This is a genomic window from Psychrobacter sp. YGAH215 (assembly GCF_007280595.1).
Classification (GTDB): domain Bacteria; phylum Pseudomonadota; class Gammaproteobacteria; order Pseudomonadales; family Moraxellaceae; genus Psychrobacter; species Psychrobacter faecalis.
Map to the genome: position 1 here is coordinate 1 of NZ_VKLR01000017.1, position 25713 is coordinate 25713.

General features: G+C 46.0%; 19 protein-coding genes. 15 read left to right on the forward strand and 4 right to left on the reverse strand.

The features are described from left to right. The first annotated feature begins 212 nt into the window (after positions 1-212). Positions 213-1682, forward strand: coding sequence for a triacylglycerol lipase (locus FOR85_RS08195; protein WP_068405986.1), 1470 nt, complete (start codon positions 213-215; stop codon positions 1680-1682). A gap of 110 nt (positions 1683-1792) precedes the next feature. Here FOR85_RS08195 and FOR85_RS08200 read toward each other — a convergent pair whose 3' ends face one another. After that, a complete protein-coding gene (locus FOR85_RS08200) occupies positions 1793-2770 on the reverse strand; it encodes an Hsp33 family molecular chaperone HslO (protein ID WP_144297519.1) in 978 nt (325 codons plus the stop codon). A 316-nt stretch (positions 2771-3086) separates the two neighbouring features. On the opposite strand from FOR85_RS08200, the gene FOR85_RS08205 reads away from it, so the two are divergent. The 11 genes from FOR85_RS08205 (at position 3087) to FOR85_RS08255 (ending at position 17306) form a co-directional block, all read left to right on the forward strand. After that, on the forward strand, positions 3087-4073 hold the full coding sequence (locus FOR85_RS08205) for a glutamate/aspartate ABC transporter substrate-binding protein (RefSeq protein ID WP_190295526.1): 987 nt from the start codon (positions 3087-3089) through the stop codon (positions 4071-4073). 95 nt (positions 4074-4168) lie between these two features. Next, positions 4169-4915 carry an amino acid ABC transporter permease gene (locus FOR85_RS08210; RefSeq protein ID WP_144297521.1) on the forward strand — a complete coding sequence of 249 codons (747 nt, stop codon included), beginning with the start codon at positions 4169-4171 and terminating at the stop codon, positions 4913-4915. After that, positions 4912-5583: an ABC transporter permease subunit gene (locus FOR85_RS08215; RefSeq protein WP_068405974.1), complete on the forward strand. Its 672-nt coding sequence runs from the start codon at positions 4912-4914 to the stop codon at positions 5581-5583. The genes FOR85_RS08210 and FOR85_RS08215 overlap by 4 nt, the downstream gene beginning before the upstream one ends. Before the next feature lie 203 nt (positions 5584-5786). Beyond that, the gene (locus FOR85_RS08220; RefSeq protein WP_190295528.1) at positions 5787-6506 is read left to right on the forward strand and encodes an amino acid ABC transporter ATP-binding protein; all 720 of its coding nucleotides are present in this window, start codon (positions 5787-5789) and stop codon (positions 6504-6506) included. A 186-nt stretch (positions 6507-6692) separates the two neighbouring features. Continuing rightward, complete coding sequence (locus FOR85_RS08225; RefSeq protein WP_144297523.1) at positions 6693-7901, forward strand: FAD-dependent oxidoreductase; 1209 nt, start codon at positions 6693-6695, stop codon at positions 7899-7901. A gap of 321 nt (positions 7902-8222) precedes the next feature. After that, a complete protein-coding gene (locus tag FOR85_RS08230) occupies positions 8223-9980 on the forward strand; it encodes an AMP-binding protein (protein WP_144297524.1) in 1758 nt (585 codons plus the stop codon). A 65-nt stretch (positions 9981-10045) separates the two neighbouring features. After that, a complete protein-coding gene (locus tag FOR85_RS08235; protein ID WP_144297525.1) occupies positions 10046-11656 on the forward strand; it encodes a carboxyl transferase domain-containing protein in 1611 nt (536 codons plus the stop codon). A gap of 52 nt (positions 11657-11708) precedes the next feature. Further along, entirely contained in the window at positions 11709-12515 is an 807-nt protein-coding gene (locus tag FOR85_RS08240; protein ID WP_144297526.1) for an enoyl-CoA hydratase/isomerase family protein, read from the forward strand. A gap of 55 nt (positions 12516-12570) precedes the next feature. Continuing rightward, the gene (locus FOR85_RS08245) at positions 12571-14679 is read left to right on the forward strand and encodes an acetyl/propionyl/methylcrotonyl-CoA carboxylase subunit alpha (protein WP_144297527.1); all 2109 of its coding nucleotides are present in this window, start codon (positions 12571-12573) and stop codon (positions 14677-14679) included. A 186-nt stretch (positions 14680-14865) separates the two neighbouring features. Then, positions 14866-15786 carry a hydroxymethylglutaryl-CoA lyase gene (locus tag FOR85_RS08250; protein ID WP_144297528.1) on the forward strand — a complete coding sequence of 307 codons (921 nt, stop codon included), beginning with the start codon at positions 14866-14868 and terminating at the stop codon, positions 15784-15786. A gap of 332 nt (positions 15787-16118) precedes the next feature. Beyond that, positions 16119-17306 carry an isovaleryl-CoA dehydrogenase gene (locus FOR85_RS08255; RefSeq protein ID WP_144297529.1) on the forward strand — a complete coding sequence of 396 codons (1188 nt, stop codon included), beginning with the start codon at positions 16119-16121 and terminating at the stop codon, positions 17304-17306. A 201-nt stretch (positions 17307-17507) separates the two neighbouring features. Here FOR85_RS08255 and FOR85_RS08260 read toward each other — a convergent pair whose 3' ends face one another. Further along, complete coding sequence (locus FOR85_RS08260; protein WP_068405931.1) at positions 17508-18236, reverse strand: pantothenate kinase; 729 nt, start codon at positions 18234-18236, stop codon at positions 17508-17510. A 59-nt stretch (positions 18237-18295) separates the two neighbouring features. Next, on the reverse strand, positions 18296-19330 hold the full coding sequence (locus FOR85_RS08265; protein WP_144297530.1) for a biotin--[acetyl-CoA-carboxylase] ligase: 1035 nt from the start codon (positions 19328-19330) through the stop codon (positions 18296-18298). 207 nt (positions 19331-19537) lie between these two features. Between FOR85_RS08265 and FOR85_RS08270 the strand changes: the two genes are divergently transcribed. Both FOR85_RS08270 and FOR85_RS08275 read left to right on the forward strand, forming a co-directional pair. Next, positions 19538-20341: a sulfite exporter TauE/SafE family protein gene (locus tag FOR85_RS08270; RefSeq protein ID WP_190295529.1), complete on the forward strand. Its 804-nt coding sequence runs from the start codon at positions 19538-19540 to the stop codon at positions 20339-20341. Between the two features lie 47 nt (positions 20342-20388). Next, positions 20389-21324 (forward strand): STM4504/CBY_0614 family protein, encoded by a 936-nt coding sequence (locus FOR85_RS08275; protein WP_144297532.1) that lies wholly within the window; start codon positions 20389-20391, stop codon positions 21322-21324. Here the strand turns inward: FOR85_RS08275 and FOR85_RS08280 are convergent, their stop codons facing one another. Next, entirely contained in the window at positions 21325-21639 is a 315-nt protein-coding gene (locus tag FOR85_RS08280; protein WP_144297533.1) for a DUF4298 domain-containing protein, read from the reverse strand. A gap of 139 nt (positions 21640-21778) precedes the next feature. Here FOR85_RS08280 and FOR85_RS08285 point away from each other — a divergent pair, with 139 nt between their 5' ends. Continuing rightward, positions 21779-25705, forward strand: a complete 3927-nt coding sequence (locus FOR85_RS08285) for an AAA family ATPase (RefSeq protein ID WP_144297534.1) — start codon at positions 21779-21781, stop codon at positions 25703-25705. The last annotated feature ends 8 nt before the right edge of the window (positions 25706-25713 follow it).

A 25713-nucleotide genomic window follows, 5' to 3' on the forward strand; every position in this document is an offset into this window, starting at 1 on the left:
ATACAGGACATTGAGAACAAACTAAACAACAGACCAAGAAAACGATTAGGGTTTAAAACGCCTATGCAGGCGTTCTATAATATTAATTAGTGTTGCACTTGGTGTGTTAATCTAAGCCATAAAAATACCTGATAGTTAAATCATTTTCTTCTGTTTATGGCATTTACAGGCTATTATGGCAATTACCCTTAATCGCTTGCTGTAGCAACACTATGCCCAATCCAAGACCTATAGAAACCATACACGATTTATTTGCGACCACTCGGCGTCCCTCTGATGGTGAATTGAGCGCAAAAGCAGACTTTCAAGACGATGTCTATGAAGCGCTAGCAGAACTTGACTATATTTATGTCGATGAGCTGATCGCCAAAAATGTCGATAACAGTGTGATAAAACCGCATCAACCAATCTCTTTGGTGGATTTTTTTGAAGGCTTGGCGCAGCTTGCTACTATGGGTGTCGTGGAAGTAACGGATATTGTCGAAGCTATCCACCGTGAGATTTTGCTGCGTCCTTTGGGGCGGTTTAATAATGGTAATCTTGAGCACTGGCAGCGCGGTATCACCGGGCGCATTTATGGTACGGTGCGTCAAGCGATGCAATTGGTCGGCAACAATATTGCCATAGGGCTACGTTTGTATAACACGGTTTTAAAACCCAAAAAAATACAACCACTGCCTTTAAACTTACGGCGTATGGTCAATATCCTAAATGGCGTGATGGGCGACCACCTTGTCACCCATGACAATCCGTTGGCCGTGTCGATGATGCTATACGATAAAGATAATTATGTGCAAAGTGGCGCACTATCGGGGCGAGTAATTGTTTTGTGTCATGGGCTTTGTTTGAGTCATTTAAGCTGGCAAGTTGCGGGCGAAAATAATCTCGGTGCTATGCTGACCCACAAGTTGCCAGACAGTACAGTTTTATATTTGAACTATAATACCGGTCGGCGTATCTCCAGTAATGGGCGTAGCTTTGCTAAAGTCTTGCAAGATTTGGTCGAAAGCAATCCAGACATTACCCAGCTTGATTTAATCGGCCATAGTATGGGCGGCCTGCTGAGCCGTAGCGCACTGTTTTATGGTAAAGAGCAGGGATTCAGCTGGGTTGAGCGTGTGGGTAATTTGGTGACTTTAGGTACACCGCATCATGGCGCAAGTTTGGAGCAGATTGGCAATTTTGTGCAATATAAAATCGCTAAGCTGCCTTTTGCTGGGTCATTGGCGAAACTGGGCGACTTACGTAGCGCTGGTATTATCGATTTGCGTTATGGCAGTATTCGCGATGCCGATTGGAAATCTTTAGAGGAGCGCAGCGTGCTACCGGCAGAGTTTCGTCATCCGACGCGCCTACCGCTGCACGTCAATACTTATCTGGTCGCAGCGGCGTTGATTGAAACCCATTATGAAAATAAAACCACCAGCTTATTGGGTGATGGGCTGGTGTCAGTAGAGTCGGCGCTTGGCGAATATACTGAAGAGCACACATTGAGCGTACCTGAGGGTCATAAGGCGATATTTTATGGCGTCAATCATATGAATTTAACTTATAACGATCGGGTGCTTGCGCAAGTGATTTCTTGGTTATCAGCCAATAGATTAGGCGACGCGCATGACGCCAAATATGGGCTTGATAGCCGTATCTATTCTTATCCGATAGATTACGAGGTCGAGATTTAAGGTGTTAACACTATGAATGTTATTATCAATAAAATTATAAAAACGAAAAACCCTCAAGCATGACACTTGAGGGTTTTAAATTTTAGGGACGGTAGAAAACAGATAAGAAGCTATTCAGCGAAAATAGCCGCTACATCGTCTTTATCAAATTTGTAGACCTCACCGCAAAATCCGCAGTCCATCTCAAACGTACCGCCTTGTTCGTCCACGATATCTAACGCTTCGGTTTCACCGATTTGCTCAATTGCCATCTCACACTTCTCGCGTGAGCAGGTGCAGCCAAACGATAACGCTACAGGCTCAGGGGCAACGACTTTTTCTTCGTTATATAAACGGTACAGGATTTCATTGGCATCAAGCGTGGTCAGCTCTTCTGCTTTTAGCGTACGCGTGAGCACACTTAAGCGCGTCCACAAGTCATCATCGATCCCTGCGTCTTGGTTTTGCTCGACTTCATAGGTCTCGGCTGCGGTACGAGGTAGCATTTGCACCAAGATACCACCGGCTTGCAAACCATCGGATGCCAGATTGATCAGCGTTGGAATCTGCGCCGATTGTTTTTGATAATGCGCTAAGCAATCAGCTAAGTTGTCATGGCTACGCTCAACGATACCTTGATACGGCTCGCCGCCATCAGGCTGGATGTTGATAAATAACACGCCTTGACCAGCAGCGCCGAGCTCAGCAAAGGCGTCTTTGGCATGGATCATATTTTCCCATGCTTGCACTTGCTCGTCGGTGTCGCTTTTCCAGCTGGCAAGGGCGCGAATGATACCGTCTTGGTCGCATTCTGCCATCGCCCAATTGAGCAAGCTGTCACTATCTGATGATTGTAATTGAATCGATAAGCGACCATTAATTTTAACGGTACTGATCAACAAGCTTGCCGCCGTCAGCATCTCACCTAATAAGCGCTTAATGGCCTCAGGATAAGCTTTTTGGGCAATTGTCGTCGCATAGCTGTGCGATAGGCGCACCACATCGCCGCGCACCGGTGAGTCTTCGATAAAAAAGCGTTGGCGTACGTCATTATCGCGGTGGCTGCTCGCTTGTTGATTAATATTTGGGACTTGAGTATCTTGGGTCATAGGTCATAACTAGTATTAAGAAGTTGTTAACTTTATGGGGATTAATGGTTATTTATCAATCATAGCGGTTTAGTTATTGGTTTAATTTGAATGATTGATAAACGAAATCTGTAAAATATCAGTCGCATTAAAAAAAGTTTACCCGCATCGTGCAAATTGTTGTACAGTAACATTAAGTTGCATAGTGATAACTTAAAGCAACAGCATGGATGCATGACGGAAAAGTCAACCAAGGGCTTATATAAAGTCAAATAATGGCGCAAATACCGTCAAAGTCCCCCCTAGTTTGTATAAATGTGATAAAAGGATGTATCTCATGACCTACTTAATCTCAAAACCGCTAACGTTGGTTGCCTTTATGGCACTTGGCCTAGCAGGCTGTAACAATAGCAATCAAACCAACACCGAAGCGCCGCCAGCAGATGGCACAGCGACAACGACAGAAGCGGCAGAAAATACCAACGGTACGCTACAAAAGATCAAAGAATCGGGCACTATCGTGGTCGGTCACCGAGACTCTTCTATTCCCTTTTCTTACATCGCTGATGACCCAAATCAGCCGATTGGCTATGCGCACGATTTAGAAATGAAAGTGGTCGATGCGGTAAAAGAAAAGCTTAATATGCCGGATTTAAAAATTCGTTATAACTTGATTACTTCGCAAACGCGTATTCCACTGGTGCAAAACGGCACGGTTGATTTTGAATGTGGCTCAACCACCAATAACGAAGAGCGCCAAAAACAAGTGGCCTTCTCAAACGGTTTCTTTGAAATTGGCACGCGTTTATTGACCAAAAAAGACTCTGGTATTCAAGATTTTGAAGACCTAAAAGGTAAAACTTTGGTCACCACTGCTGGTACGACCTCAGAGCGTTATATTCGTGAATACAATGATAAAAATAAAATGGACATCAATGTCATCTCGGCAAAAGACCATGGCGAAGCTTTCCTTATGCTAGAAAACGGCCGTGCCGATGCCTTTATGATGGATGATGTACTACTTGCCGGTGAAAAAGCCAAAGCCAAAAATCCAGATGAATGGGTGATTGTTGGTACGCCGCAATCGTTTGAGATTTATGGTTGTATGATGCGTAAAGACGATCCTGAATTTAAAGCGGTGGTCGATGAAGCGCTTGCCAATGTCTTTAGCTCAGGCGAGATTAATAGCATTTATGATAAGTGGTTCACCAACCCAATTCCGCCAAAAAACGTCAATCTAAACTTTGAGATGTCAGACAATCTAAAAGCCTTGATTGCCAATCCACATGATAGCGCTCAGCCAAAAGTCGCGACAGCACAGTAATTATTGTCCCTCAACATAGCTTGCTTACGCGCTCAGATTGACAGCAATGTCAATCGGGCGCGTTAGCTTTTCAATCGCTGCTTGGAGAGACAATCATGAATTATAGCTGGAACTGGGGTGTGCTCTTTGAGCAGACCGGTATCGGTAACGAGCTTTACCTGCATTGGATGGTGACCGGTCTTGGCTGGCTGCTATTGATTGGCAGTATCGCTTGGGCAATTGCCATGGTGATTGGTACTATTTTGGGCATCATGCGCACCTTGCCAAATAAGGGCGCGCGTAGTATTGGTACCGCTTATGTGACATTTTTTCGTAATATTCCTCTTCTTGTACAATTATTCTTTTGGTTTTATATCGCCCCCGGTTGGCTGACGCCTGCGCTACAAGAGTGGTGGTATAAAGGCCTATCGCCTAATACCTCAGCCATGCTGTCCGCCAGTATTGGTTTGGGATTATTTACCGCCGCGCGTATCGTTGAGCAGGTGCGTACCGGTATCGAATCCTTACCTGAAGGGCAAATCAATGCCGCTTACGCGCTCGGCTTTACGATTCCGCAGGCGTATAAAGAAGTGCTACTACCGCAGGCATTTCGTGTTATTTTGCCACCGCTAAGCTCGGAGCTCACCAACTGCTTTAAAAACGCGTCGGTAGCGTCGCTTGTCGGGGTGATGGAGCTGATTAGCCAAACCAAAACCATCAGTGAATATACCCAAAACAGCCTCGAGATTTATACTTATGCGACCATTATTTATCTGGTTTTTAATCTGTCGTTAATTGCCATTATGGGACTGATTGAGCGTAAATTACGAGTACCTGGGCTGATTGCAGGGAGTCAAAAATGAATATGATGACCGAACTTGCAACGGCGTATCCGGGCTTAATGGGAGGTATGCTGACCACTTTAAAGGTGCTGTTTCTCGCTATCTTAGGCGGTATTAGCTTAGGGACGGTATTGGCTTTGATGCGCTTGTCCGGCATCAAAGCGCTAGAAATTCCTGCCAAATTATACGTCAATTACTTTCGTTCTGTGCCGTTGCTATTGGTATTGCTGTGGTTTTATTTTGCCGTGCCGATGATGTATTTTTGGATAGCCGGTAAATACCTACAGCTTGATACTGCGTTTACCTCGTGTGTCGTCGCCTTTATGATGTTTGAAGCGGCATACTTCTCAGAGGTGGTGCGCGCAGGTATTCAATCTATCGGTAGCGGGCAAGTGAATGCCGCAAAGGCATTGGGCATGACTTATGGCCAAACCATGCGCTTGGTGATTTTGCCGCAAGCCTTTCGCAAAATGCTACCGCTGATTTTGCAGCAATGTATTATTTTATTCCAAGATACGACATTGGTTTTTGCTATTGGGTTGACGGATTTTTTCCGCGCCGCTTACGTCCGTGGTGAGCTGATGGGCTTACTGACGCCTTACATTTTAGGTGCGGGAGCTGTTTATTTTATCATCAGCCTAAGTGCCTCTATCGGCGTACAGCAATTGCAAAAACGCTTGAGGTTTTAATTTAAATTTGGCGCAGTATTTTACTATTAAGATTTTCATTTAATAATGATGGAAAAAGTGGTTAGGAGCCAGCGATGAATGAGCCAGTGATAAATGAGCTAGGGATAAATGAGCTAGGGATAAACAATGCTGACACCTATATAAATGAATTTGGCGGACTGGTCACCGACAATGGCCATGCAAGCGCCGAGATAGTCATCAAAATGACTGACGTTAGCAAATGGTACGGCGACTTTCAGGTGCTAACTGACTGTACCGCGCACGTGCATAAAGGCGATGTGGTGGTGGTTTGTGGTCCATCGGGTAGTGGCAAATCGACCCTTATTAAAACCGTAAATGGCCTTGAACCGTTTCAAAAGGGCGATATCATGGTCAATGGTATCTCGGTTGGTGCAGCAAAAACCAACTTGCCTAAGCTGCGTAGTAGCGTAGGCATGGTGTTTCAGCATTTTGAGTTGTTTCCGCATCTGACTATTATCGATAACTTAACGGTCGCGCAAATCAAAGTGTTGGGCCGTAAAGAAGATGAGGCTAAGAAAAAAGGCATGGCCTATCTCGACCGTGTGGGCTTAAGTGCGCAAGCGCCAAAATACCCCGCCGAGCTATCAGGCGGACAGCAGCAGCGCGTAGCGATTGCGCGTGCTTTGGCGATGGATCCGGTAGCGATGTTATTTGATGAGCCAACTTCCGCACTTGACCCAGAGATGATTCAAGAAGTGCTCGATGTGATGGTCGAGTTGACCCGCGATGGCATGACCATGATGTGCGTGACCCATGAAATGGGCTTTGCCAGTCAGGTGGCCAATCGGATTATTTTTATGGATGAAGGGCATATTGTCGAAAACTGTAGTAAGGATGAGTTTTTTGAAGGCGCAAAAAGTGAGCGCGCGCAGCTGTTTTTATCAAAGATTCTCAATCATTGAAACTAAGTACTGTGTTTTAAGTATCTATCAAAGCGTCTTTAATAAAGGCGCTTTTTTATGTCTTTTACTTTTTGTTCATTACTCTCAGCTTACAAGTGTTCCCTGTTTGCTGCTACAATAGACGCCATCAGTTTTTAATCCTATTCCAAATTCATAACAAATAATAAATAGTGTTTCGGAGTCATTATGAGTGTAGAAAACCAATCAGCAGGTATTGTGATTATTGGCGCAGGCTTGGCAGGCTGGCACGTTGTCGATGCCATTCGCGCAAAAGATAAAGACATTCCCATCACCTTAATCACGGCTGATAATGGCGACCGTTATCATAAACCTATGCTAACAATGGCAATTAGTCAGCAGAAAAACGCCGCGGATTTGGTACGGGCGACCGGTAGCGATGCGGCAAAGGCGGCAAATATCAATTTGCTTGCCAATACGCAAGTGACCGATATCGATCCTGCTAGCCAAACGGTACAACTTATCTCAGCACTGCGCTTGGACCCTGTGTATACCAATTACGCCACTATTAGCTATGACAAACTGGTACTGGCGATGGGCGCCCATCCTATTTTTCCAAAAAGTCTGCCTGAAGATTTGGTTTGGCATGTCAATCATATCGAGCGTTTTGGGCAGCTGCAAGAAAAGCTGGCAGCAGGCAGTCAGCGTGTTGCCATCGTTGGCGCTGGTATGGTCGGGACGGAGATTGCCGAGGATTTATTAAAAGCGGGGCATGAAGTGACACTGATTGACTTAAATGACGCGCCGCTCTCGCAAATGCTACCGCCACAAGCGACCGCGCGTATTGCCAAGGCAGTACAGTCACAAGGGATTCACTTTTTAGGCGGTTATCAAGTATCCAATGTCACGCGTCATGATGATGGTAAATTGCAAGTCAGCTATGCACCAGTTGCCGCTACCGACAGCGATACGGCGCAGCAGCCAGAGCCATTAATCGTTGATCATGTGATTGCTAGTACGGGTCTGACGGTCGATGATAAATTACCAACCGCTGCTGGAGTTGAGTTCAATCGTCGCACTGGTATCGTGGTCGATGCCACCACGTTACGTACCCATGCGTCCAATGTGTATGCGATTGGCGATTGTATGTCCATCAACGGCGTCGCCTGCCGCTATGTCGCGCCACTACGTGCGCAGGCAGCGACGATTGCTGACGATATCTTGGGTCACGAGCACAGCGGTTATGATCATAAGCCACCGATGATTCGCTTAAAAAATAAAGCCATTTCGGTGATGGTCACTGGCGTACCGCAGGCTGCTGGTAATTGGCAAGTGACTACTGAAACGGATGACGAGCTGGTTATGGACTTGCTTGATAATAGCAATGCCGTCACTGCGACGGTAACGATTAAAGCACCGCCAATGGTGAAATCTTAATCAATGCTTAACCATTGCAGATTTAACTTTTAGCTTTAAATTCTAGTCTTAATGCTTATTAAAAGCCAGCTGTGTAGCAATACATAACTGGCTTTTTTGCATATAATAACCGCGTGATTTTATGCTATCTTTTACTGGGTAATGCTTCTTATTAATTAATTTAAATGATACATAATGTATTACTATGATTGACAGCCTTCGATTTAAGGCGGTATAGTAGCTCATGCTTGTTAAGACCTGTTCAAGGAAAAAAGAATAGGAACAAGCGAAAAATTAGCACCATTCAGGCGTGCTGTAAAAAGTAAAACGAAAGGACTCGTTATGACTCAAGTTTCTGACTTCGATAGCATTCTAAATAATATTCCCACCGTAAATATGGGCGCGCGCTCGGCAAATGCGCCGCTTATTCAAAGCTATGATAAAGGCCCCGATGTACCGCTGATTGAGGCGACTATCGGCGATTTTTTTGATGCGATTGTCTCCAAATATCCGGAGCGTGAAGCGCTGGTCGTCCGTCATCAAAATATCCGCTGGACATATCGCGAGCTACAACAGCAGGTCAATCAATTAGCCAGCAGCATGATTGAAATGGGGCTTGAGATTGGCGATCGCATCGGTATCTGGTCGCACAACAATGCTGAGTGGCTGCTGATGCAATTAGCGACCGCAAAAGTCGGCGTTATCCTCGTTAATATCAACCCTGCCTACCGTACCTTTGAGCTGCAATATGCGTTAAATAAACTCGGCTGCTCAGCCTTGGTATTGATGCGCCACTTTAAAAGCAGCGATTATGCGCAGCTGATTCGTGAGCTTTGTCCTGAAATTTATCATAAAGACTATACCCAGCTGGATTTGGTCGAGATTCCAACCATTGAGCGCATTATTTGGATTGATGAGCCAGACTCTGATGAAGAGTTTAAATTTATGCAGAAGTTCTCTGCTTGGATGGCGGAAGGCGATGCCAATGATCCACGCGTCGCCGAGCGTCAAGCCCAGCTTAAAAACACCGACGCGATTAACGTGCAGTTTACCAGTGGTACGACTGGCACGCCAAAAGGCGCGACCCTAAGCCACCGCAATATTTTAAATAACGGCTATTTTATCGGTGAGGCCATGAATCTCACTGAGGAAGACAGACTGTGTATTCCCGTGCCTTTATATCATTGCTTTGGTATGGTGCTTGGCAACTTAGCGATTTTGACCCATGGCGGCTGTATCATTTATCCGAACGATGGTTTTGAGCCTTTAAGCGTCTTGCAAGCGGTTGAAGAAGAGAAATGTACGGCTTTGCATGGCGTACCGACGATGTTTATCGCCGAGCTTGACCATCCTGAATTTGATAAATTTGATTTGTCGACCTTGCGGACTGGCATTATGGCCGGCTCTAGCTGCCCGATTGAGGTCATGCGCCGCGTCATTGATAAGATGCATATGAAAGAGGTGACCATTGCTTACGGCATGACCGAGACCAGTCCGGTTTCTTGTCAGACCAATGAGCATACGCCATTAGAGAAACAAGTATCAACGGTTGGGCTTGTGCAGCCTGCGCTTGAAGTCAAAGTCGTCGATACCGAAACGGGCGAGATTGTACCTTTAGGGGAAACCGGCGAGCTGCTAACGCGTGGTTATTCGGTGATGAAAGGCTATTGGGGCAGCCGCTTTAAAACCCGTGAAGCGATACAAGATGGCTGGATGCATACCGGTGATTTGGCGACGATGGATGAGGACGGCTATGTCAAAATCGTTGGTCGTAGTAAAGATATGGTCATTCGCGGCGGTGAAAACATTTACCCAGTTGAGATCGAAAACTATCTGTATCGCCATCCGAAAATTCGTGACGTCCAAGTTGTCGGTATCCCAGATAAGCGTTATGGAGAAGTGCTTGCTGCTTTGATCATATCAAAAGAGCCGGGCTGCCTAACCGAAGATGAAGTGCGCAAGTTTTGTAGCGAACACATCGCCCATTATAAAGTGCCGACTTACTATCGCTTTGTGACTGAATATCCGATGACCATCACCGGTAAAATTCAAAAGTATAAAATTATCGAGCAGATGAAGGCGGAGCTAGGAATAGAGTAGTCAAAAAATCGGTCAAGATTTTAAGAAGTTATTGAATAATAAACACAAGTATAAAAAGGGATATCATGAGCGCTATCATAACCAGTAAATTGAGTCCGAACGCTGCCGATTTTCAGCAAAACCGTGCCGCCATGCAAGAAATAGTCGATGACTTATATGTGCACCTGCGTAAAGTCGCTCAAGGTGGTTCAGAGCGCGCGCGTGCCAAGCATTTAGCGCGTGGCAAGCTGCTACCTCGTGAGCGTGTTGAGCGCCTGCTCGATGTCGGTACGCCATTTTTAGAAGTCGCACCAATGGCAGCGCATGATATGTATGGCGAAGAGATTCCAGCGGCGGGCGTGATTGCCGGTATCGGCCGTATCAACGGCACTGAGTGTATGATCGTCTGTAATGATGCCACCGTAAAAGGCGGCACTTACTATCCGATGACGGTCAAAAAGCATCTGCGCGCGCAAGAAATCGCCCAAGAAAACAACTTACCTTGCGTGTATTTGGTCGATTCAGGCGGCGCAAACTTACCCAACCAAGATGAAGTATTCCCTGATAAAGATGACTTTGGCCGTATCTTTTTTAATCAAGCAAATCTGAGTGCGGCCGGTATCCCGCAAATCGCCGTAGTGATGGGCAGCTGTACCGCAGGCGGCGCTTATGTGCCCGCGATGAGCGATGAGTCTATCATTGTCAAAGATCAGGGCACTATCTTTTTGGGTGGTCCGCCACTCGTTAAAGCAGCGACGGGCGAAGAGGTCACCGCTGAAGACTTAGGCGGCGGTGATGTACATACGCGTCTGTCAGGGGTGGTCGATCATTTGGCGCAGAACGATACCCATGCGTTATCGATTGCGCGTAATATCGTTAGCCACTTAAACCGTCCTGCCAAGCAAATCCCCAATCAAATCAAACCGCGTCCACCGCGCTATGATGCCAAAGAGTTATACGGCATCATTCCAACCGATAAGCGTAAACCTTTTGATATCAAAGAAATTATCGCTCGTATCGTCGATGATAGTGAGTTTGATGAATTCAAAGCACGTTTTGGCACGACGCTGGTTTGCGGTTTTGCCCATATCGAAGGTATGCCAGTAGGTATTATCGCTAATAATGGAATTCTTTTTAGTGAATCAGCACAAAAAGGCACGCACTTTATCGAGCTATGCTGTAAACGTAAAATCCCATTGGTGTTTTTGCAAAATATCACTGGATTTATGGTTGGTCGCAAATACGAAAACGAAGGTATTGCCCGTCATGGCGCCAAAATGGTCATGGCAGTGGCTAACGCCAAAGTGCCGAAATTCACCGTTATCGTCGGCGGCTCGTTCGGTGCTGGTAACTACGGCATGTGTGGCCGTGCTTATAGTCCACGCTTCTTATGGATGTGGCCAAACGCGCGTATCTCGGTGATGGGCGGCGAGCAAGCGGCGTCGGTACTGGCAACCGTCAAGCGTGATAATTTTGACCGTAAAGGTGAAGAATGGAGCGCGGAAGATGAGGCTGCCTTTAAAGCGCCGATCCTTGAGATGTACGAAGAGCAAGGTCACCCTTATTATGCGACAGCACGTCTTTGGGATGATGGGGTGATTGACCCCGCCGATACGCGTCATGTATTAGCATTAGGGCTAAGTGCTGCCTATAACGCACCGATTGAAGAGACGACGTTTGGGGTCTTTAGAATGTAGCATTAAATGGAACACGGGCAAGCATTTCACGTATATAAAAATAGAGAAGGTTATGCAAAAAAATCTGAATAATTATAAAAGCTTATTCGTTAATGTTGAACAGCATATCGCGACGGTAACGTTAAACCGTCCTGAAATACGTAACGCCTTTAACGATGAAATGATCGCTGAGCTGACAGAGGTTTTTACCACGCTTGGCACTGATGATAATGTGCGTGTCATCGTGCTAGCGGCAGCAGGCAAAGCCTTCTGTGCGGGCGCTGATTTAAACTGGATGCGCGCCATGGCGGATTATAGCTATGAAGAAAATCTAGCCGACGCCGATAAACTCGCGCAAATGCTCAAAACCATTTATGAGTGCCCAAAACCAACCGTGGCTGCCATTCAAGGCGATGTCTATGCAGGTGGCATGGGTCTGGTCGCCGTCTGTGATGTGGCCATCGCGGTGAAAATTGCCAATTTTTGCTTAAGCGAAGTGCGCTTAGGATTGGCCCCAGCAACAATAAGCCCGTATGTGATACGAGCACTGGGCGCACGAGCATCGCAGCGTTATTTCTTAAGTGCGGAAGTGTTTGATGCCAAAAAGGCACGGCAGCTTGGCTTTATCCATGAGCGCGTTAGTGACGAATCACTTAACGACACAGTCGCAGCCTTATGCGCCAAAATAGTTAATAATAGCCCCAATGCGGTCAAGACTTGCAAGCGTTTATTGCACGAAGTCGCAGGTGCACCGATTACCGATGAGCTGGTTGCTGATACCGTTAAAGGTATCGCTGATATTCGCTCATCAGCGCAAGGAAAGGAAGGCGTGCAAGCCTTTTTACACAAGCGTAAACCTGATTGGTTAACGACAGACTAGTAGCAAAAACGATAGTCAAACCGATAAATAAAAACGACAAGACACAGGGATAGTTATGTTTTCTAAAATTCTAATTGCCAACCGTGGTGAAATTGCTTGCCGTGTTGCTGCGACTGCCAAGCGTATGGGTGTTCGTACCGTCGCTGTTTATTCTGATGCTGACCGTGGTGCCAAGCATGTCGCTGTCTGTGATGAAGCGGTTTATTTAGGTGGTTCTGCACCAAAAGACAGCTATCTTAAAGGTGATGCGATTATTGCGATTGCCCTCGATGTTGGCGCCCAAGCAATCCATCCAGGCTATGGTTTTTTAAGTGAAAATGCCGACTTTGCTCAGGCTTGTCAGGATGCAGGTTTGATGTTTATTGGCCCATCTGCCGACGCGATTCGGGCGATGGGCGGCAAGTCTGAATCCAAGCGTTTGATGGAAGCGGCTGGCGTGCCATTAATACCGGGTTATCATGGTGACAATCAAGATGCCCAGTTTTTACAACAGCAAGCAGACAGTATCGGTTATCCCGTCTTAATTAAAGCCAGCGCAGGCGGCGGCGGTAAAGGCATGCGTATTGTAGAAAATAGCAGCGATTTTATTGACTTACTAGACTCCTGTCGCCGTGAAGCGATTACCAGTTTTGGTGACGACCAAGTACTCATTGAAAAATATGCTCTAAAACCTCGCCATATCGAAATCCAAGTATTTGGTGATATGCATGGCAATTATGTGCATTTGTTTGAGCGTGATTGCTCGGTACAGCGCCGCCACCAAAAGGTATTAGAGGAAGCGCCAGCACCCGGTGTTGACGCTGCCATGCGCGAAGCAATGGGAACAGCGGCAATCGAAGCGGCGCGTGCGGTCAATTATTTTGGTGCAGGTACGGTTGAATTTATCGTTGAGCAGCGCGAAGGGGCGATGAATTTCTATTTTATGGAGATGAATACCCGCCTGCAAGTGGAGCATCCAGTTAGTGAAGCGATTTCGGGTGTCGATTTGGTCGAATGGCAACTGTTGGTTGCAGCAGGTAAACCATTACCGAAAAAGCAAGACGAGTTAAATATAAATGGTCATGCTATCGAAGCGCGTATCTGCGCTGAAAATCCTGATAACGGCTTTTTGCCAGCGACGGGTACTTTATTTACCTATCAAAAGCCTGAGCACAGTACCTTTAACGTTGCCGATGTGCGTATCGACGATGGCGTGCGCGAGGGCGATGTGATTAGCCCGTTTTACGATTCGATGATTGCGAAGCTTATCGTCCATGCGCCGACCCGCGAGCAAGCGTTGGCGAAACTCGACCGCGCACTCGCTCAAACGCGTATCGTTGGTTTGCCAAATAACGTGGCATTTTTGCGCTATATCTTAAATACTGAGTCGTTTAGCCAAGCCAATCTTGATACGGCACTTATCGAGCGTGAGGCGGACGAGCTGTTTAATCAGCATCCGCTTGATTTATCGACGCTGGTCGTGACTGCCATTACGCAGCAGCTTGCTAGTGAAGGCGCAGCACAAGGGTCAGACATCGATCCATTCAGTAAGCCGACTGGTTTCCGTGCTTATAGTGATTATACGCGCTCGTTTAGCTTGGTTTATGATGAGCAGGCGTACCAAGCACGTATTAGCAGCTGGCACAATGCAAATAGTGCGGAAAGTAAAAAAGGGGCTGAAAATAGCAGCAGCTTTACCCTAGTGATTGTAAAAGAAATCGCAAATACCGAAGAGAAGAGCAATGCTAATGTCGCCGCGCAGACAGAAAAAGTCTATGAAAGTGAAATTAGCTATGACAGTACTGACGCGCACAATCATACGTTATGGCTAGATGGCGTACGTATTAACGCGCAGAGCTGGACAAATAATGAAACGGTTTATGTATTCACCGATGGCGGTCGTGATGAGATTACGCTGATTGATATCATGGCACATGTCGGTGAAGAGTCTGCGGCGGTCGGTAGCTTAAAATCACCAATGCCAGGACAAGTCGTTGCCTTTAAAGTCGCTGTTGGCGATAGTGTGAAAAAAGGCGAGCCACTTGCCGTTATCGAAGCGATGAAAATTGAACATACGATTACCGCACCGACGGATGGGGTGGTGGCAGAATTATTATTTGCGGCGGGCGATTTGGTTGCCGATGGCGACGAGCTACTGCGCATCGATAGTGAGACGAGTAACTGAGGTACTGATAACATAGCCAATTCAATATAAAAGTGGTTCGTTTAAAATAGCGCTCTGCTAGTATAAATTTTCCTCGCTTGCTGTGCGCTTCGCACTCCAGAGGCTTCGCAAAATTTATCCCAGCAGTCCTGTAACATTTCTAAATGAAAACTACTATGAAAGGGCGCATAAAAAAGGACGATAAGCATGAAACTCTCGTACCCAGACCACGTCAGAATCGTTGATGTCAGTCCACGTGATGGCCTGCAAAATGAGTCCATGACGGTACCGACTGCAGTTAAGCAAACGCTGATCAACGATTTAATCGCAGCAGGCGTCAAAAAGCTCGAAACGACCAGTTTTGTTTCGCCAAAATGGGTGCCGCAAATGGGTGATAATAGCGCGCTACTTGACGCGCTAGCGCCTACACGTCAGACGGAGGTGTGCTACTCAGTCCTAGTGCCCAATATGCGTGGCTTTGAAAATGCTATTGTCCATCGTCCTGATGAAATCGTCATTTTCGGTTCAGCTAGTGAAACCTTTAGCCAAAAAAACATCAACTGTAGTATTGACGAAAGCATTGAGCGTTTTGCGCCCGTTGCCGCTGCGGCAAAAGCGCAGGGTATCAAAGTACGCGGCGTTATCTCTTGTACGGTTGGCTGTCCTTATGAAGGCGAGATTGCTCCCAGCCAGGTGGCTTATGTGACCAAGCGTTTGGTTGAGATTGGCGCTGAGCAGATTGGTATTGCCGATACGATTGGTGTTGGTACACCGCTAAAAGTACAGCGCGCCCTGCAAGCCGCATTAGAATACGCTGATATCAGCATGCTATCAGGTCATTTTCATGATACTTATGGTCAAGCCGTAAGTAATACCTTAGCTGCCTTACAAATGGGTGTTAGCGAATTTGATACCTCAGTGGCTGGGCTTGGCGGTTGTCCGTATGCCAAAGGCGCAACCGGCAATGTCGCCACTGAAGATGTTGTCTATATGCTGCACGGTATGGGCATCCACACTGGTATTGATTTGGATAAATTGGTCGTGGCTGGCGAGCGTATCAGTGAATTCTTGGGTCGTCGCAATGGTTCAAGCGTGGCGCGAGCATTGATTAATAAACGTCAGTCTTAGCTAAAAAATCAAGCCAGTCATAAGCTAAATGAATAGAAATAAATGAACAGAAATAAATAAATAACCCCACTCTCAACTTGTTTTTCTAAGGTATTGGTTTACTTAGTTTTTAAAATTTCAGTTAAAACAATTAGAATTTTAAATTCTATAAAAACCAAAAGCCTACGATAAGTTGAGATTGGCGTATAAATAGATAGCTGGTATACATTTTTGAAGCCTCTGGAGTGAAGCAGTCGCACAGCAAGCGATAAAAACTTGTACCCGCTATATGGTCTCTTTTTAAATGGATCTAAATTTTTAAGAAATTAAACATCAAAATACAAGGAACGGCTATGAGTTTACCCGGATTAAATTTTCAGCTTGGCGAAGATATTGATGCATTACGTGATGTGGTGCAGCAGTTTGCGGCAAAAGAAATTGCCCCACGCGCAGCCGAAATCGACAGTAGCGATGAGTTCCCAATGGATTTATGGCAAAAAATGGGCGAGCTCGGTCTGCATGGCATTACCGTTCCAGAAGAGTACGGCGGTTCTGATATGGGCTACGTCGCGCATATGGTGGCGATGGAAGAGATTAGTCGTGCTTCTGCTTCTGTGGCGCTCAGCTACGGGGCGCATTCTAACCTGTGTATCAACCAAATCAAACGTAATGGTTCAGAGGAACAAAAGCAGAAATATCTGCCCAAGCTGATTAGTGGTGAATTCATTGGCGCATTAGCGATGAGTGAGCCGGGCGCTGGTTCAGACGTAGTGAGTATGAAGCTTAAAGCCGAAGAAAAAGGCGGGCATTATGTGCTAAACGGTAGCAAAATGTGGATTACCAATGGCCCAGATGCTGACGTAATGGTGGTTTATGCCAAGACCAATCCAGAGCTAGGCGCTAAAGGCATGACCGCATTTATCGTTGAAAAAGGCATGAAAGGCTTTGGTACGGCGCAAAAGCTCGATAAGCTTGGCATGCGCGGTAGTCATACCGGTGAGATGACTTTTGATAATGTTGAAGTGCCCAAAGAAAATATCTTGGGCGGCGTTGGTGAAGGCGTCAAAGTACTGATGAGCGGGCTTGATTATGAGCGCGCGGTACTCGCCGCAGGTCCTATCGGTATCATGCAAGCAGTGATGGATAACGTCGTGCCTTACATCCATGATCGCAAGCAGTTTGGGCAAGCAATTGGTGAATTTCAGCTTATCCAAGGTAAAGTCGCCGATATGTATACCATCCTGCAAGCGGGACGCAGCTTCTTATATACGGTCGGTAAAAATCTCGATATGCTCGATCAACGCGGCGCCGGTCATAGCCGCGAAGTACGTAAAGATTGCGCCAGCGTGATTTTATGGTGTGCGGAAAAAGCCACGTGGATGGCAGGCGAGGGCATCCAAATCTTTGGCGGTAACGGCTATACCAATGAATATCCACTTGGTCGCTACTGGCGTGATGCCAAGCTGTATGAAATCGGCGCAGGTACCAGTGAGATTCGTCGGATGCTAATCGGCCGTGAGCTATTTAACGAGACTAAGTAGAAATTATAGAATGTTCTTTATATACTAAACTCTTGCTCATGGGCTAATTTTTTCTTGCTTGCTGTTCGCAGGCGTGACAGACGATGCAAAAAAATCATCCCATAAGCATCTAGCATCGCTTTTAAATCGAATAAACTAAAAATAAAAAAGCAGGTCGCTTAAAACGGCCTGCTTTTTTTATTTATACAAACGCTCAAAACACTATGTCTGTTTGCTATGGTCAAAATAACGGGCCAGACCATTTAATAATAAATCATCGCGCATACGCACCGAACGATTAATATGTTGCGCAATGATATGCGCATCACCGCCGGTCATGATGAGCTCAAAGTTTGGATAGCGGTTACTGATTTCATTAATCGCGCCAACGATGGACAACATAATGCCGCGATGGACGGCGTCTTTTGTGTTGATGCCGGGGCTCACGCTATCAAAAGTGCCATTAGAAATCGTAATTTGCTTGGTACCAGAAAATAACGACTCACGTTGCAGATAGATGCTGGGGAAAATATAACCGCCTAAATGCTCAGCGTGATCTATCAAATCAATCGTCACCGCTGTGCCGCAGCCAATCACGCACTGGCGTTTTTTCTTATCCACCGCACCCAGCATCTGTAGCCAGCGATCGCAGCCGAGCTGTTCGTCATCATAGGCGCTTTGCATCAAGGCATGCTCAGCATCGACGTGGACAAATTCAAACGGAATATTTAGGCGGCTCAAGGTTTCAGATACTTTTACATTTAAGTCATCGCCCAATACCGAGGAAATGCCAATAAAATCCGGCGCATAACGCGCAAAACGATCGGTCAGACCCATGAGCAGTTCGGCAGGCGCTTGCAAATGCTGCTTGGCATCGTGCGCAACTATCTGCCCGATATCATCGGTGAGCCAGTATTTAAGACGGGTATTGCCAAGATCTAACCAGAGCATAAAAATCCCTTTATATAGTGCTCGTTCAGTATGGTTTTTTAAGGGTGAGGCTGAAAGGTTTAAGCATCACCAATTACATCAATACGACCGGTAAAAAGCGCAGAAATCTTACCGTTATATTCACGTAATTGCAAACATCCATGTGTATCAAGACCGCATGCATAACCGGTCAGCGTCTCGACATTGCCGTTGTAGTCTTGGGTAACGCGCAAACGCAGCCCTGCCAATGCATCCATCGCGTCAAACTGCGCCAAAAAACTGTCCAAATAATAACGCTGGCCGGTTGGCTTCTCCAATCCTAAATACTCAAAGCGGGTCATCGCTGCCATTAAAGCCTCACTCATTTGCTGATAAAGCGTTTTTAGGTCTGGAAGTGAAATAGGCGGCGCTTTTGGCTCAAGCATGGCACCAATATCTCGTAAGCTAATCGCTTGATAACTCATGCCCTCGCAAGTTTGCGCCGTAAGCTTAGGCGTGGCTTGGACATTTAGACCCACGCCCATCACCACGCCGACCAACTTTCCTGACTTCGTTACGGGCTCTATTAAAATGCCAGCGAGTTTATGAAAGGGTAGGGTTTGTTTGGTAGATTCAAGCGGCTTTAAAGCAGCATCATTCGATTCAGGTTCAGATTGTTTTTGAAATGAATGCTGCTGCGAATATTGCTTTGAATAAAAGCCCAAATCATTGGCCCATTTTACCCCGATTGTTGCCAAGCCCTGCTTGCGCAATTGCTCATTTAGCACTTGAATTACAGGCATTTTTGCCAGTTCAACGCCGATAATCAGCGACAATAAACCGCTAATCGGCATGTGCGCGGGATGATATAACGACAGGTAAACATTGCCGCGTGGCGACTGCCAAGAGCGCCCATGTTGTCCGCGACCAGCGCTTTGGGTTTCCGCTGTTAGTAGATGCATCTCGGCTGCATTTAGGCGGCCGTTTTGCAACGCTGCTATCAGCTCACTATTGGTCGAGCCGCTACTCGCAAGGTGGTGATGGTTAAGCTTAGGTAAATGCTCAAGCTCTAATGACTCCAATGACTCAAAAGGTTGGGCAGACAAAGCGTCAGATGATGGATTAAATGGCGGCATAATAAGTTTCGTCGATGGGATAAATTGGCGTGGATAAACTTTGATATACTGAGCGATTGTTGCTCATTACCAATACAAAGCAAACAGCATAAAGGTCGGATTATGATTTAGCAAATGCGATTGAGCAGGTAATGTTCGAGTGACTATACAATTAGATGATTATACGATTTTAATAAAAAAGACGCAGGATAAAAGGCCGATTCGATGATGTTATATGTGTGGTTTGTGATAGCGGGGGCGTTTGCGGGTGTCAGTGCGGGTTTATTTGGCGTCGGTGGTGGCATGATTATCGTACCCGCATTGGTTTGGATTTTTACCGCCTATCATTTTTCACCCGAAGTGGTCACCCATTTGGCGATTGGCACCTCACTGGCGACAATTGTGGTGACCTCTATAAGCTCACTGACTGCCCATAATAAGCGCGGCGGCGTACGCTGGGAAGTGTGGCGCAAAATGGCATTGGGTTTGGTCATCGGCAGTTTGGTTGGTGCCGGTATCGCCGATATGATTGATGGAAAAGTCTTGCAAGCCATCATCGGTGTCGGGGCGCTATTGGTCGCTTTAAAAATGTTGTTTTTGTCTAACAAAGAGCAGATAGGTAAGCCGTTACCGTCAACTGGCATTCAGTTTGGGGCAGGGACAGGGATTGGTTTGGCGTCGTCTATTTTTGGCATTGGCGGTGGTAGTTTGACCGTACCGTTTTTAAACTGGGCAGGATTGCCGATGAAACAATCGGTCGGTACGTCTGCTGCTTGCGGCTTACCGATTGCCGTCGCTGGTGCGATAGGCTTTGCCTGGTTTGGTAAAGATGTGGTCAACCTGCCTGAGGGTACGATAGGATTTGTGCATATCACGGGCTTTTTATGCATATCTGTCGCTAGCTTTGCGATGGCAAAAGTCGGTGCCAAGCTTGCGCACCAGTTGCCTGCGCTAACGCTCAAGCGTGCCTTTGGCGTGCTACTTCTATTTGCTGGTGGGCAGCTGTTGTTAAGTGGGCTTGGGGTGATTTAGTTTTGGTTTAGTAAAGTAGTTATTAATCAATAAATTGAGGGTTTAAAATGGCTATTGTTGAGTTATTTCATAAAAGACAGAAAAGGCTACGGGGCGAATATCCTGATGTTTATCAATACGATGAATTGCCGGATAAATTAAAAGTTCAAATCGTGCACATGTGGGATGAAACGATAGGAAGAGACCCGAGTATATATAGTACTTATTTGGATTCAATCCAAAAAAATAGTCGTATTGTTTTAGAGCAAGTATATAAAATATTAACAAAAGAATTAGGGGTTTTTAAATTAACTTCAAACGAACAAAGTGACTCTACTTATTTTGAAAAAATATCTAACTATTTTCTTAATGAGACTGAAACAGAAAAGTCTTTAGATGTTGTTGAAATTATGATGCAAGCAATAATCTTATTCCATAGAAGCTCTCGAAATAAATTCAAATTAGTAGAGGTAATGGATGAATTGAATCAGCGTTTTCGTGAACATGGCATAGGTTACCAATATGAGAACGGACAAATTATTAGAATGGATTCCGAGTTTATCCATGCTGAGGCTGTTAAGCCTGCTTTACACTTACTTAGTGATCCAACATATAAAGGTGCACAACAAGAATTTCTAAAAGCACATGAACACTATCGTCATGAAAGGTATAGCGAAGCTTTAATCGACTGTCTTAAAGCGTATGAAAGCACATTAAAAATTATTCTAGATAAAAATAAATGGGAGTACAGTCCTAATGCAACCGCTGACGAGCTCACAGGTCGACTCATGCAGTCAGGGTTAGTTCCCGAGTTTTGGCAACAGTACTTTAAGTCCTTAAAAAATACTTTAACTTCAGGTGTTCCTACTGCTCGTAATAAATTGGCAGGTCATGGTGCAGCCAATGAAGTTAGAGAAATACCTGAATATTTAGTTAGCTATATCCTTCATATGACAGCCTCTACCATTGTATTTTTAATCAAAGCAGATGAAAGCTTGAAATGATTATTTTTTATCAATCGCATCAAGCCCCAAACGCATCCACTTTCTGGCGAGCTCATCATGGTCGCTGAGCATACTCCATAGCGCATCTTCACTAAAGATTGAGTGCGCTTGACCCGAGTGCTCAATCGGCAGATCCGCTTCACGATCTGCCATCCATTGCGGGTTAAGGTAGTAATCTTTCAACTCGTTTTGCAAGGCTTCAGCGCGCAAAAACTGCTGCTGCGCCTCAAGCTGCTGACGATGCAGCTCACACCATTCTTCATATTTTTGTTGTAGTTCTTGCGGATTATATTTATCAAAATTATCTTCAGTCATTGTCATCGCCTTAATTTTTATTTTTTAGATGAATTATGTAGATTCTCAGCACTATTATAGCATCCCTCATAAACTCTAAAAACTCGTCACAATTTGCGGTAGAATAGCCGCCTGTTTTTGCTAAGTTTATCGATATTTCATGCGCCTAAAATCTCTCAAGCTGGCAGGCTTTAAATCCTTTGCCAATCCAACCACTTTTACCTTCCGTCATGGTATCACCGCCATCGTCGGGCCAAACGGCTGCGGCAAATCCAACGTCATTGATGCCATACGCTGGGTGCTGGGCGAAACTTCCGCCAAGCAATTACGCGGCGGGGCGATGAGTGATGTCATCTTTGCCGGCACGCAAGATAAAGCGGCCAAAAGTGTTGCCAGCGTCGAGCTGACCTTTGAGCATACCCAAGATGAACAGACGGGGATTCGCCATGAGTTTAATCTCTATCACGAGCTGTCTGTCCGCCGTCAGGTAAATTTAGAGGGACGCTCGGACTACTTTATCAATGGCACGCGCTGTCGCCGCCGTGATGTGGTCGATGTGTTCTTGGGCACAGGGCTTGGCGCGCGTAGTTATGCGGTCATCGAGCAGGGCATGATTGGGCGTATTGTTGAATCAAGCCCGCTGCAGCTACGCGAGTTCATCGAAGAGGCCGCTGGTGTTTCTCGTTATCAAGCGCGCCGCGAAGAGACACAAAAGAAACTCGAGAAGACGCAGGATAATTTAGCCCGTCTGCACGATATGCAAAGCGAGCTGGTCAGCCAACAAAAACGCTTATCTAAACAAGCCGCCAGTGCTGAGCGTTACGAAGAGCTGGCATTAACGCTTGCTGATATCAAGCAGCAGCTTGCTATTCAACAGCTTTATCAAGCAAAGCATCATCAGCAGCAGCAAAAAATCGCCCATGAGCGCAGTGCTAATAAAGTTGCCGTTTTACAAGCCAGTTATGAGACTCTAAAAGCGAAGCAAGATAAGCTTGCGGCTCATATCAATCAAGAGCAGTGGCTAAAAGACGATGCGCAAAGCAACCACTATCAGCAGCAGCTAAGCTATCAACAAGCAGAGCATGAGCTTAGTGACGCAAAATCACAATTAAATGTAATTGCACAGCAGCTTACCAGTTTAGAGCAGCAGCGTCAGCAAGCGGTAAGCGAGATTGAACGCTTAAAAACTGAGCAAGCTGAGCAGCAAAATGTACTAGAAGAGTTGCGCCCACAGCTTAGCGATCTAACAAAGAAACGTGACACGCATAAACGCAATGAACAACCGTTGCAGCGCGCCTATCATGACGCGCAAAATCAGCTATCACGCCTGCAAGATAATAATCGAGCGCTTGAGCAGCAGCAAGCGATTAATAGTCAAGCGCAAAAACGCCAGCAGCAAAACTATGAGAAATGGCAGCGCCGCCAGCAGAACTGGCAAAATCTCTGGCAGCAGCTACAACGGTCGCTAGCACCTATTGATATTGTTGATGGACGTGAAAAAGGTAATTCGAGCAATTTACAGCAGATGTTAAATGCGCAAGTGACTGAGCTCAATAAACAGCTGCAACAGATTGAGCGCCAACAAGACAGTATCGATGAGCGCCTATCTGAGCTACAACCGCAAGCGCATGAATTACAGCAACGCTTAAATACTCAACGGCGCGAGTTAAGCGAGGATGAAAAACGTCATGCGGTCTTGGCAGGTGAATACGACACCTTGCATCAAATATTGCATCCGAAGCCTTTACCAAAACCACAACAGCTTGCTAACGTAAAAACTGCTTTAGAAAGTGATATAGCCAAGGATTATAACGAATTGGCCATTACCACCTTACGTGCGCAGATTGAGTTAAGCGCCAAAGGGCAGCAGCACGCAGAGCTACTCGATAGCGTGTTAGCGTTATGGTTAGATAGTCATGTGTTGGTTGCTAGCCAGTTGAATGATGAGAAAATTAATGATGACTCTCAAAAATCTAATAGCTTATGGCAAGCGCTCGAGCAGGATTTAACAGCTGTATTTACTTATCAAACCACGCAAAACGAGAACGACAATTCAAAGAATAAATCGAGGATAGAAAATAGTCACAGTCTATGGCTATCTGCTAAGCAAAATGTTAAAAACTCAAAGCTATTTATCGGTGATTTGTCAGACAATTTAACGGATAAAGTCTTGTCATTATCAGAGCTGATTACTGCACCAAATTTAGCGTTGTGGCAGCACTGTTATCTATATATCGCGCCATCTAAAACGAACGCTCAGCAAACGTTAGAAGATTTGGCTGTTACTTTAAAAGCATTGCCAGCACCCGCTATTCTACTAACCTCGGACGGCTGGATTATCAGTCGTCAGGGTACGATTAATTTGAGCAAATTTGCTGGCGCGCAAAATGGTCAAAATGAGAGCAATAGTCAATTTTTAAGCCAGCGTTTACAGCAGCGTAGCCGTTTGCAAGCGCTAGAAAATTTGCTGAATGAGTTTGAAGGCAAAATACAAGAGCAGCAAAAGGCGATTGCTAATAATCAACGCAACTATGATGCCTTAACGGTCAGCTTAGAGGAAACGCGCGCGCAAGCTGAGCAATTAATCCGCGATAAGCATCAATACCAGCAACAGCTGACCACTAAGCGCGCCAATGCGGAACGACTACAAGCAGACAGTCAGCGCCTCAATGCTGATAAAGTTGCCCTTGAGCAGGAACAGCAAGAATTAGAGCAAGAACAGCAGACCCTAACTCATGAGCAGCAGCATATCCAAAGTGAGATAGCAGCGCTAACGCCGCAAATAGCCGATGCGCGTTTATTAAGTCAGCAATTACAGTCCGAGCGCAGTGAGCTAAATCGCGCGCGGCAGGTAGATGATGACGCTTGGCAAGCAATACAGCTGCGTATTCAGCAGAGCGAGATGCGCTTAGAGCATAGCGTCAGTAGTCTTACGCGGGCAACCGAGCAATATGATAAATCGCTACAAAGCGAGCAGAGTCTAAAAACGCGTCATGAACAGCAGCAAAATAAACTGCCAGCACTGCAAGCAGCATTACAAATTGCGCAAAGTGCGCGCGATGAGCAGCAGGCAGTATTAACCACACGCGAAACGGCATTAACAGCGCTTAAAGAGGAGTACAGTCAGCAGCAGACCGAACTAGATACGCTACAAAATACCTTGCAAATTCAGCAAGGCGAGCTTGCCAATCTCGCGACAGAATTGGCACTCAGCGCCGCGCGTTTGGATGATGCCAGTAGCCATACCCAAGAAGCGCTAGAGGCTTATTACAAGGTCAGCCATAAATATCAAGCGCAATCGGACACAGTTCAGCAGCATCAGCAACAAGTAATGAGCGTCTCAAATTTATTGGCGGATTTTATCGCTCATGATCGCCGCGTCCGCCCAGACAAAATCGCAGAATTAGAGTCTGAGCGTGCGAAGCTTGAGCAGCAATTAAGTAAAATTGGCGCGGTCAATCTCGCCGCAGTAGCAGAATTGGCAGAAGTTAATGAGCGCTTAGAGCCACTTGCGCAGCAAACAGCAGATATTGCCGCCAGTATGCAGACCTTGACGGAAGCGATTGCCTCAATTGATGAAACCACCAAGACGCTATTTATGCAGACACTCGATGCGGTCAATAATGAGCTTGCCAATTTATTTGCTAAAGTCTTTGGTGGCGGGCAAGCAAGCTTAACGCTTAATACGGACGAGATGCCTGCCAATGCGCCAAAGTCAGAACAGTGGCGGGCAGGGTTGACCTTAATGGCACAGCCAAAGGGCAAACGCAATAGTCGTCTTGCGGTACTGTCAGGTGGTGAAAAAACCTTGACCGCGCTGAGCTTAATTTTTGCGATATTTAAGCAGCATCCGGCACCATTTTGTGTGCTCGATGAAGTCGACGCGCCGCTTGATGATGCCAACGTCGCCCGCTTTACCAGCTTGATAAATGAGTTGGCAGATGATTTGCAGTTTATTTTTATCAGTCATAATAAGCTGACGATGCAAATTGCTGATGAGTTAAAAGGCGTTACTATGCCGAGCGCGGGGATTTCTACCTTGGTCAGTGTGTCGCTTGATGAGGCAGCAAGCTACCTTTCTGATTAAGAGCAGCG

What these genes read in the sequence shown, in the direction of transcription:
- FOR85_RS08195 (WP_068405986.1), top strand. Translation starts at nt 213, where the DNA reads ATGCCCAATCCAAGACCTATAGAAACCATACACGATTTATTTGCGACC.
- FOR85_RS08200 (WP_144297519.1), bottom strand. Translation starts at nt 2,770, where the DNA reads ATGACCCAAGATACTCAAGTCCCAAATATTAATCAACAAGCGAGCAGC.
- FOR85_RS08205 (WP_190295526.1), top strand. Translation starts at nt 3,087, where the DNA reads ATGACCTACTTAATCTCAAAACCGCTAACGTTGGTTGCCTTTATGGCA.
- FOR85_RS08210 (WP_144297521.1), top strand. Translation starts at nt 4,169, where the DNA reads ATGAATTATAGCTGGAACTGGGGTGTGCTCTTTGAGCAGACCGGTATC.
- FOR85_RS08215 (WP_068405974.1), top strand. Translation starts at nt 4,912, where the DNA reads ATGAATATGATGACCGAACTTGCAACGGCGTATCCGGGCTTAATGGGA.
- FOR85_RS08220 (WP_190295528.1), top strand. Translation starts at nt 5,787, where the DNA reads ATGACTGACGTTAGCAAATGGTACGGCGACTTTCAGGTGCTAACTGAC.
- FOR85_RS08225 (WP_144297523.1), top strand. Translation starts at nt 6,693, where the DNA reads ATGAGTGTAGAAAACCAATCAGCAGGTATTGTGATTATTGGCGCAGGC.
- FOR85_RS08230 (WP_144297524.1), top strand. Translation starts at nt 8,223, where the DNA reads ATGACTCAAGTTTCTGACTTCGATAGCATTCTAAATAATATTCCCACC.
- FOR85_RS08235 (WP_144297525.1), top strand. Translation starts at nt 10,046, where the DNA reads ATGAGCGCTATCATAACCAGTAAATTGAGTCCGAACGCTGCCGATTTT.
- FOR85_RS08240 (WP_144297526.1), top strand. Translation starts at nt 11,709, where the DNA reads ATGCAAAAAAATCTGAATAATTATAAAAGCTTATTCGTTAATGTTGAA.
- FOR85_RS08245 (WP_144297527.1), top strand. Translation starts at nt 12,571, where the DNA reads ATGTTTTCTAAAATTCTAATTGCCAACCGTGGTGAAATTGCTTGCCGT.
- FOR85_RS08250 (WP_144297528.1), top strand. Translation starts at nt 14,866, where the DNA reads ATGAAACTCTCGTACCCAGACCACGTCAGAATCGTTGATGTCAGTCCA.
- FOR85_RS08255 (WP_144297529.1), top strand. Translation starts at nt 16,119, where the DNA reads ATGAGTTTACCCGGATTAAATTTTCAGCTTGGCGAAGATATTGATGCA.
- FOR85_RS08260 (WP_068405931.1), bottom strand. Translation starts at nt 18,236, where the DNA reads ATGCTCTGGTTAGATCTTGGCAATACCCGTCTTAAATACTGGCTCACC.
- FOR85_RS08265 (WP_144297530.1), bottom strand. Translation starts at nt 19,330, where the DNA reads ATGCCGCCATTTAATCCATCATCTGACGCTTTGTCTGCCCAACCTTTT.
- FOR85_RS08270 (WP_190295529.1), top strand. Translation starts at nt 19,538, where the DNA reads ATGTTATATGTGTGGTTTGTGATAGCGGGGGCGTTTGCGGGTGTCAGT.
- FOR85_RS08275 (WP_144297532.1), top strand. Translation starts at nt 20,389, where the DNA reads ATGGCTATTGTTGAGTTATTTCATAAAAGACAGAAAAGGCTACGGGGC.
- FOR85_RS08280 (WP_144297533.1), bottom strand. Translation starts at nt 21,639, where the DNA reads ATGACTGAAGATAATTTTGATAAATATAATCCGCAAGAACTACAACAA.
- FOR85_RS08285 (WP_144297534.1), top strand. Translation starts at nt 21,779, where the DNA reads ATGCGCCTAAAATCTCTCAAGCTGGCAGGCTTTAAATCCTTTGCCAAT.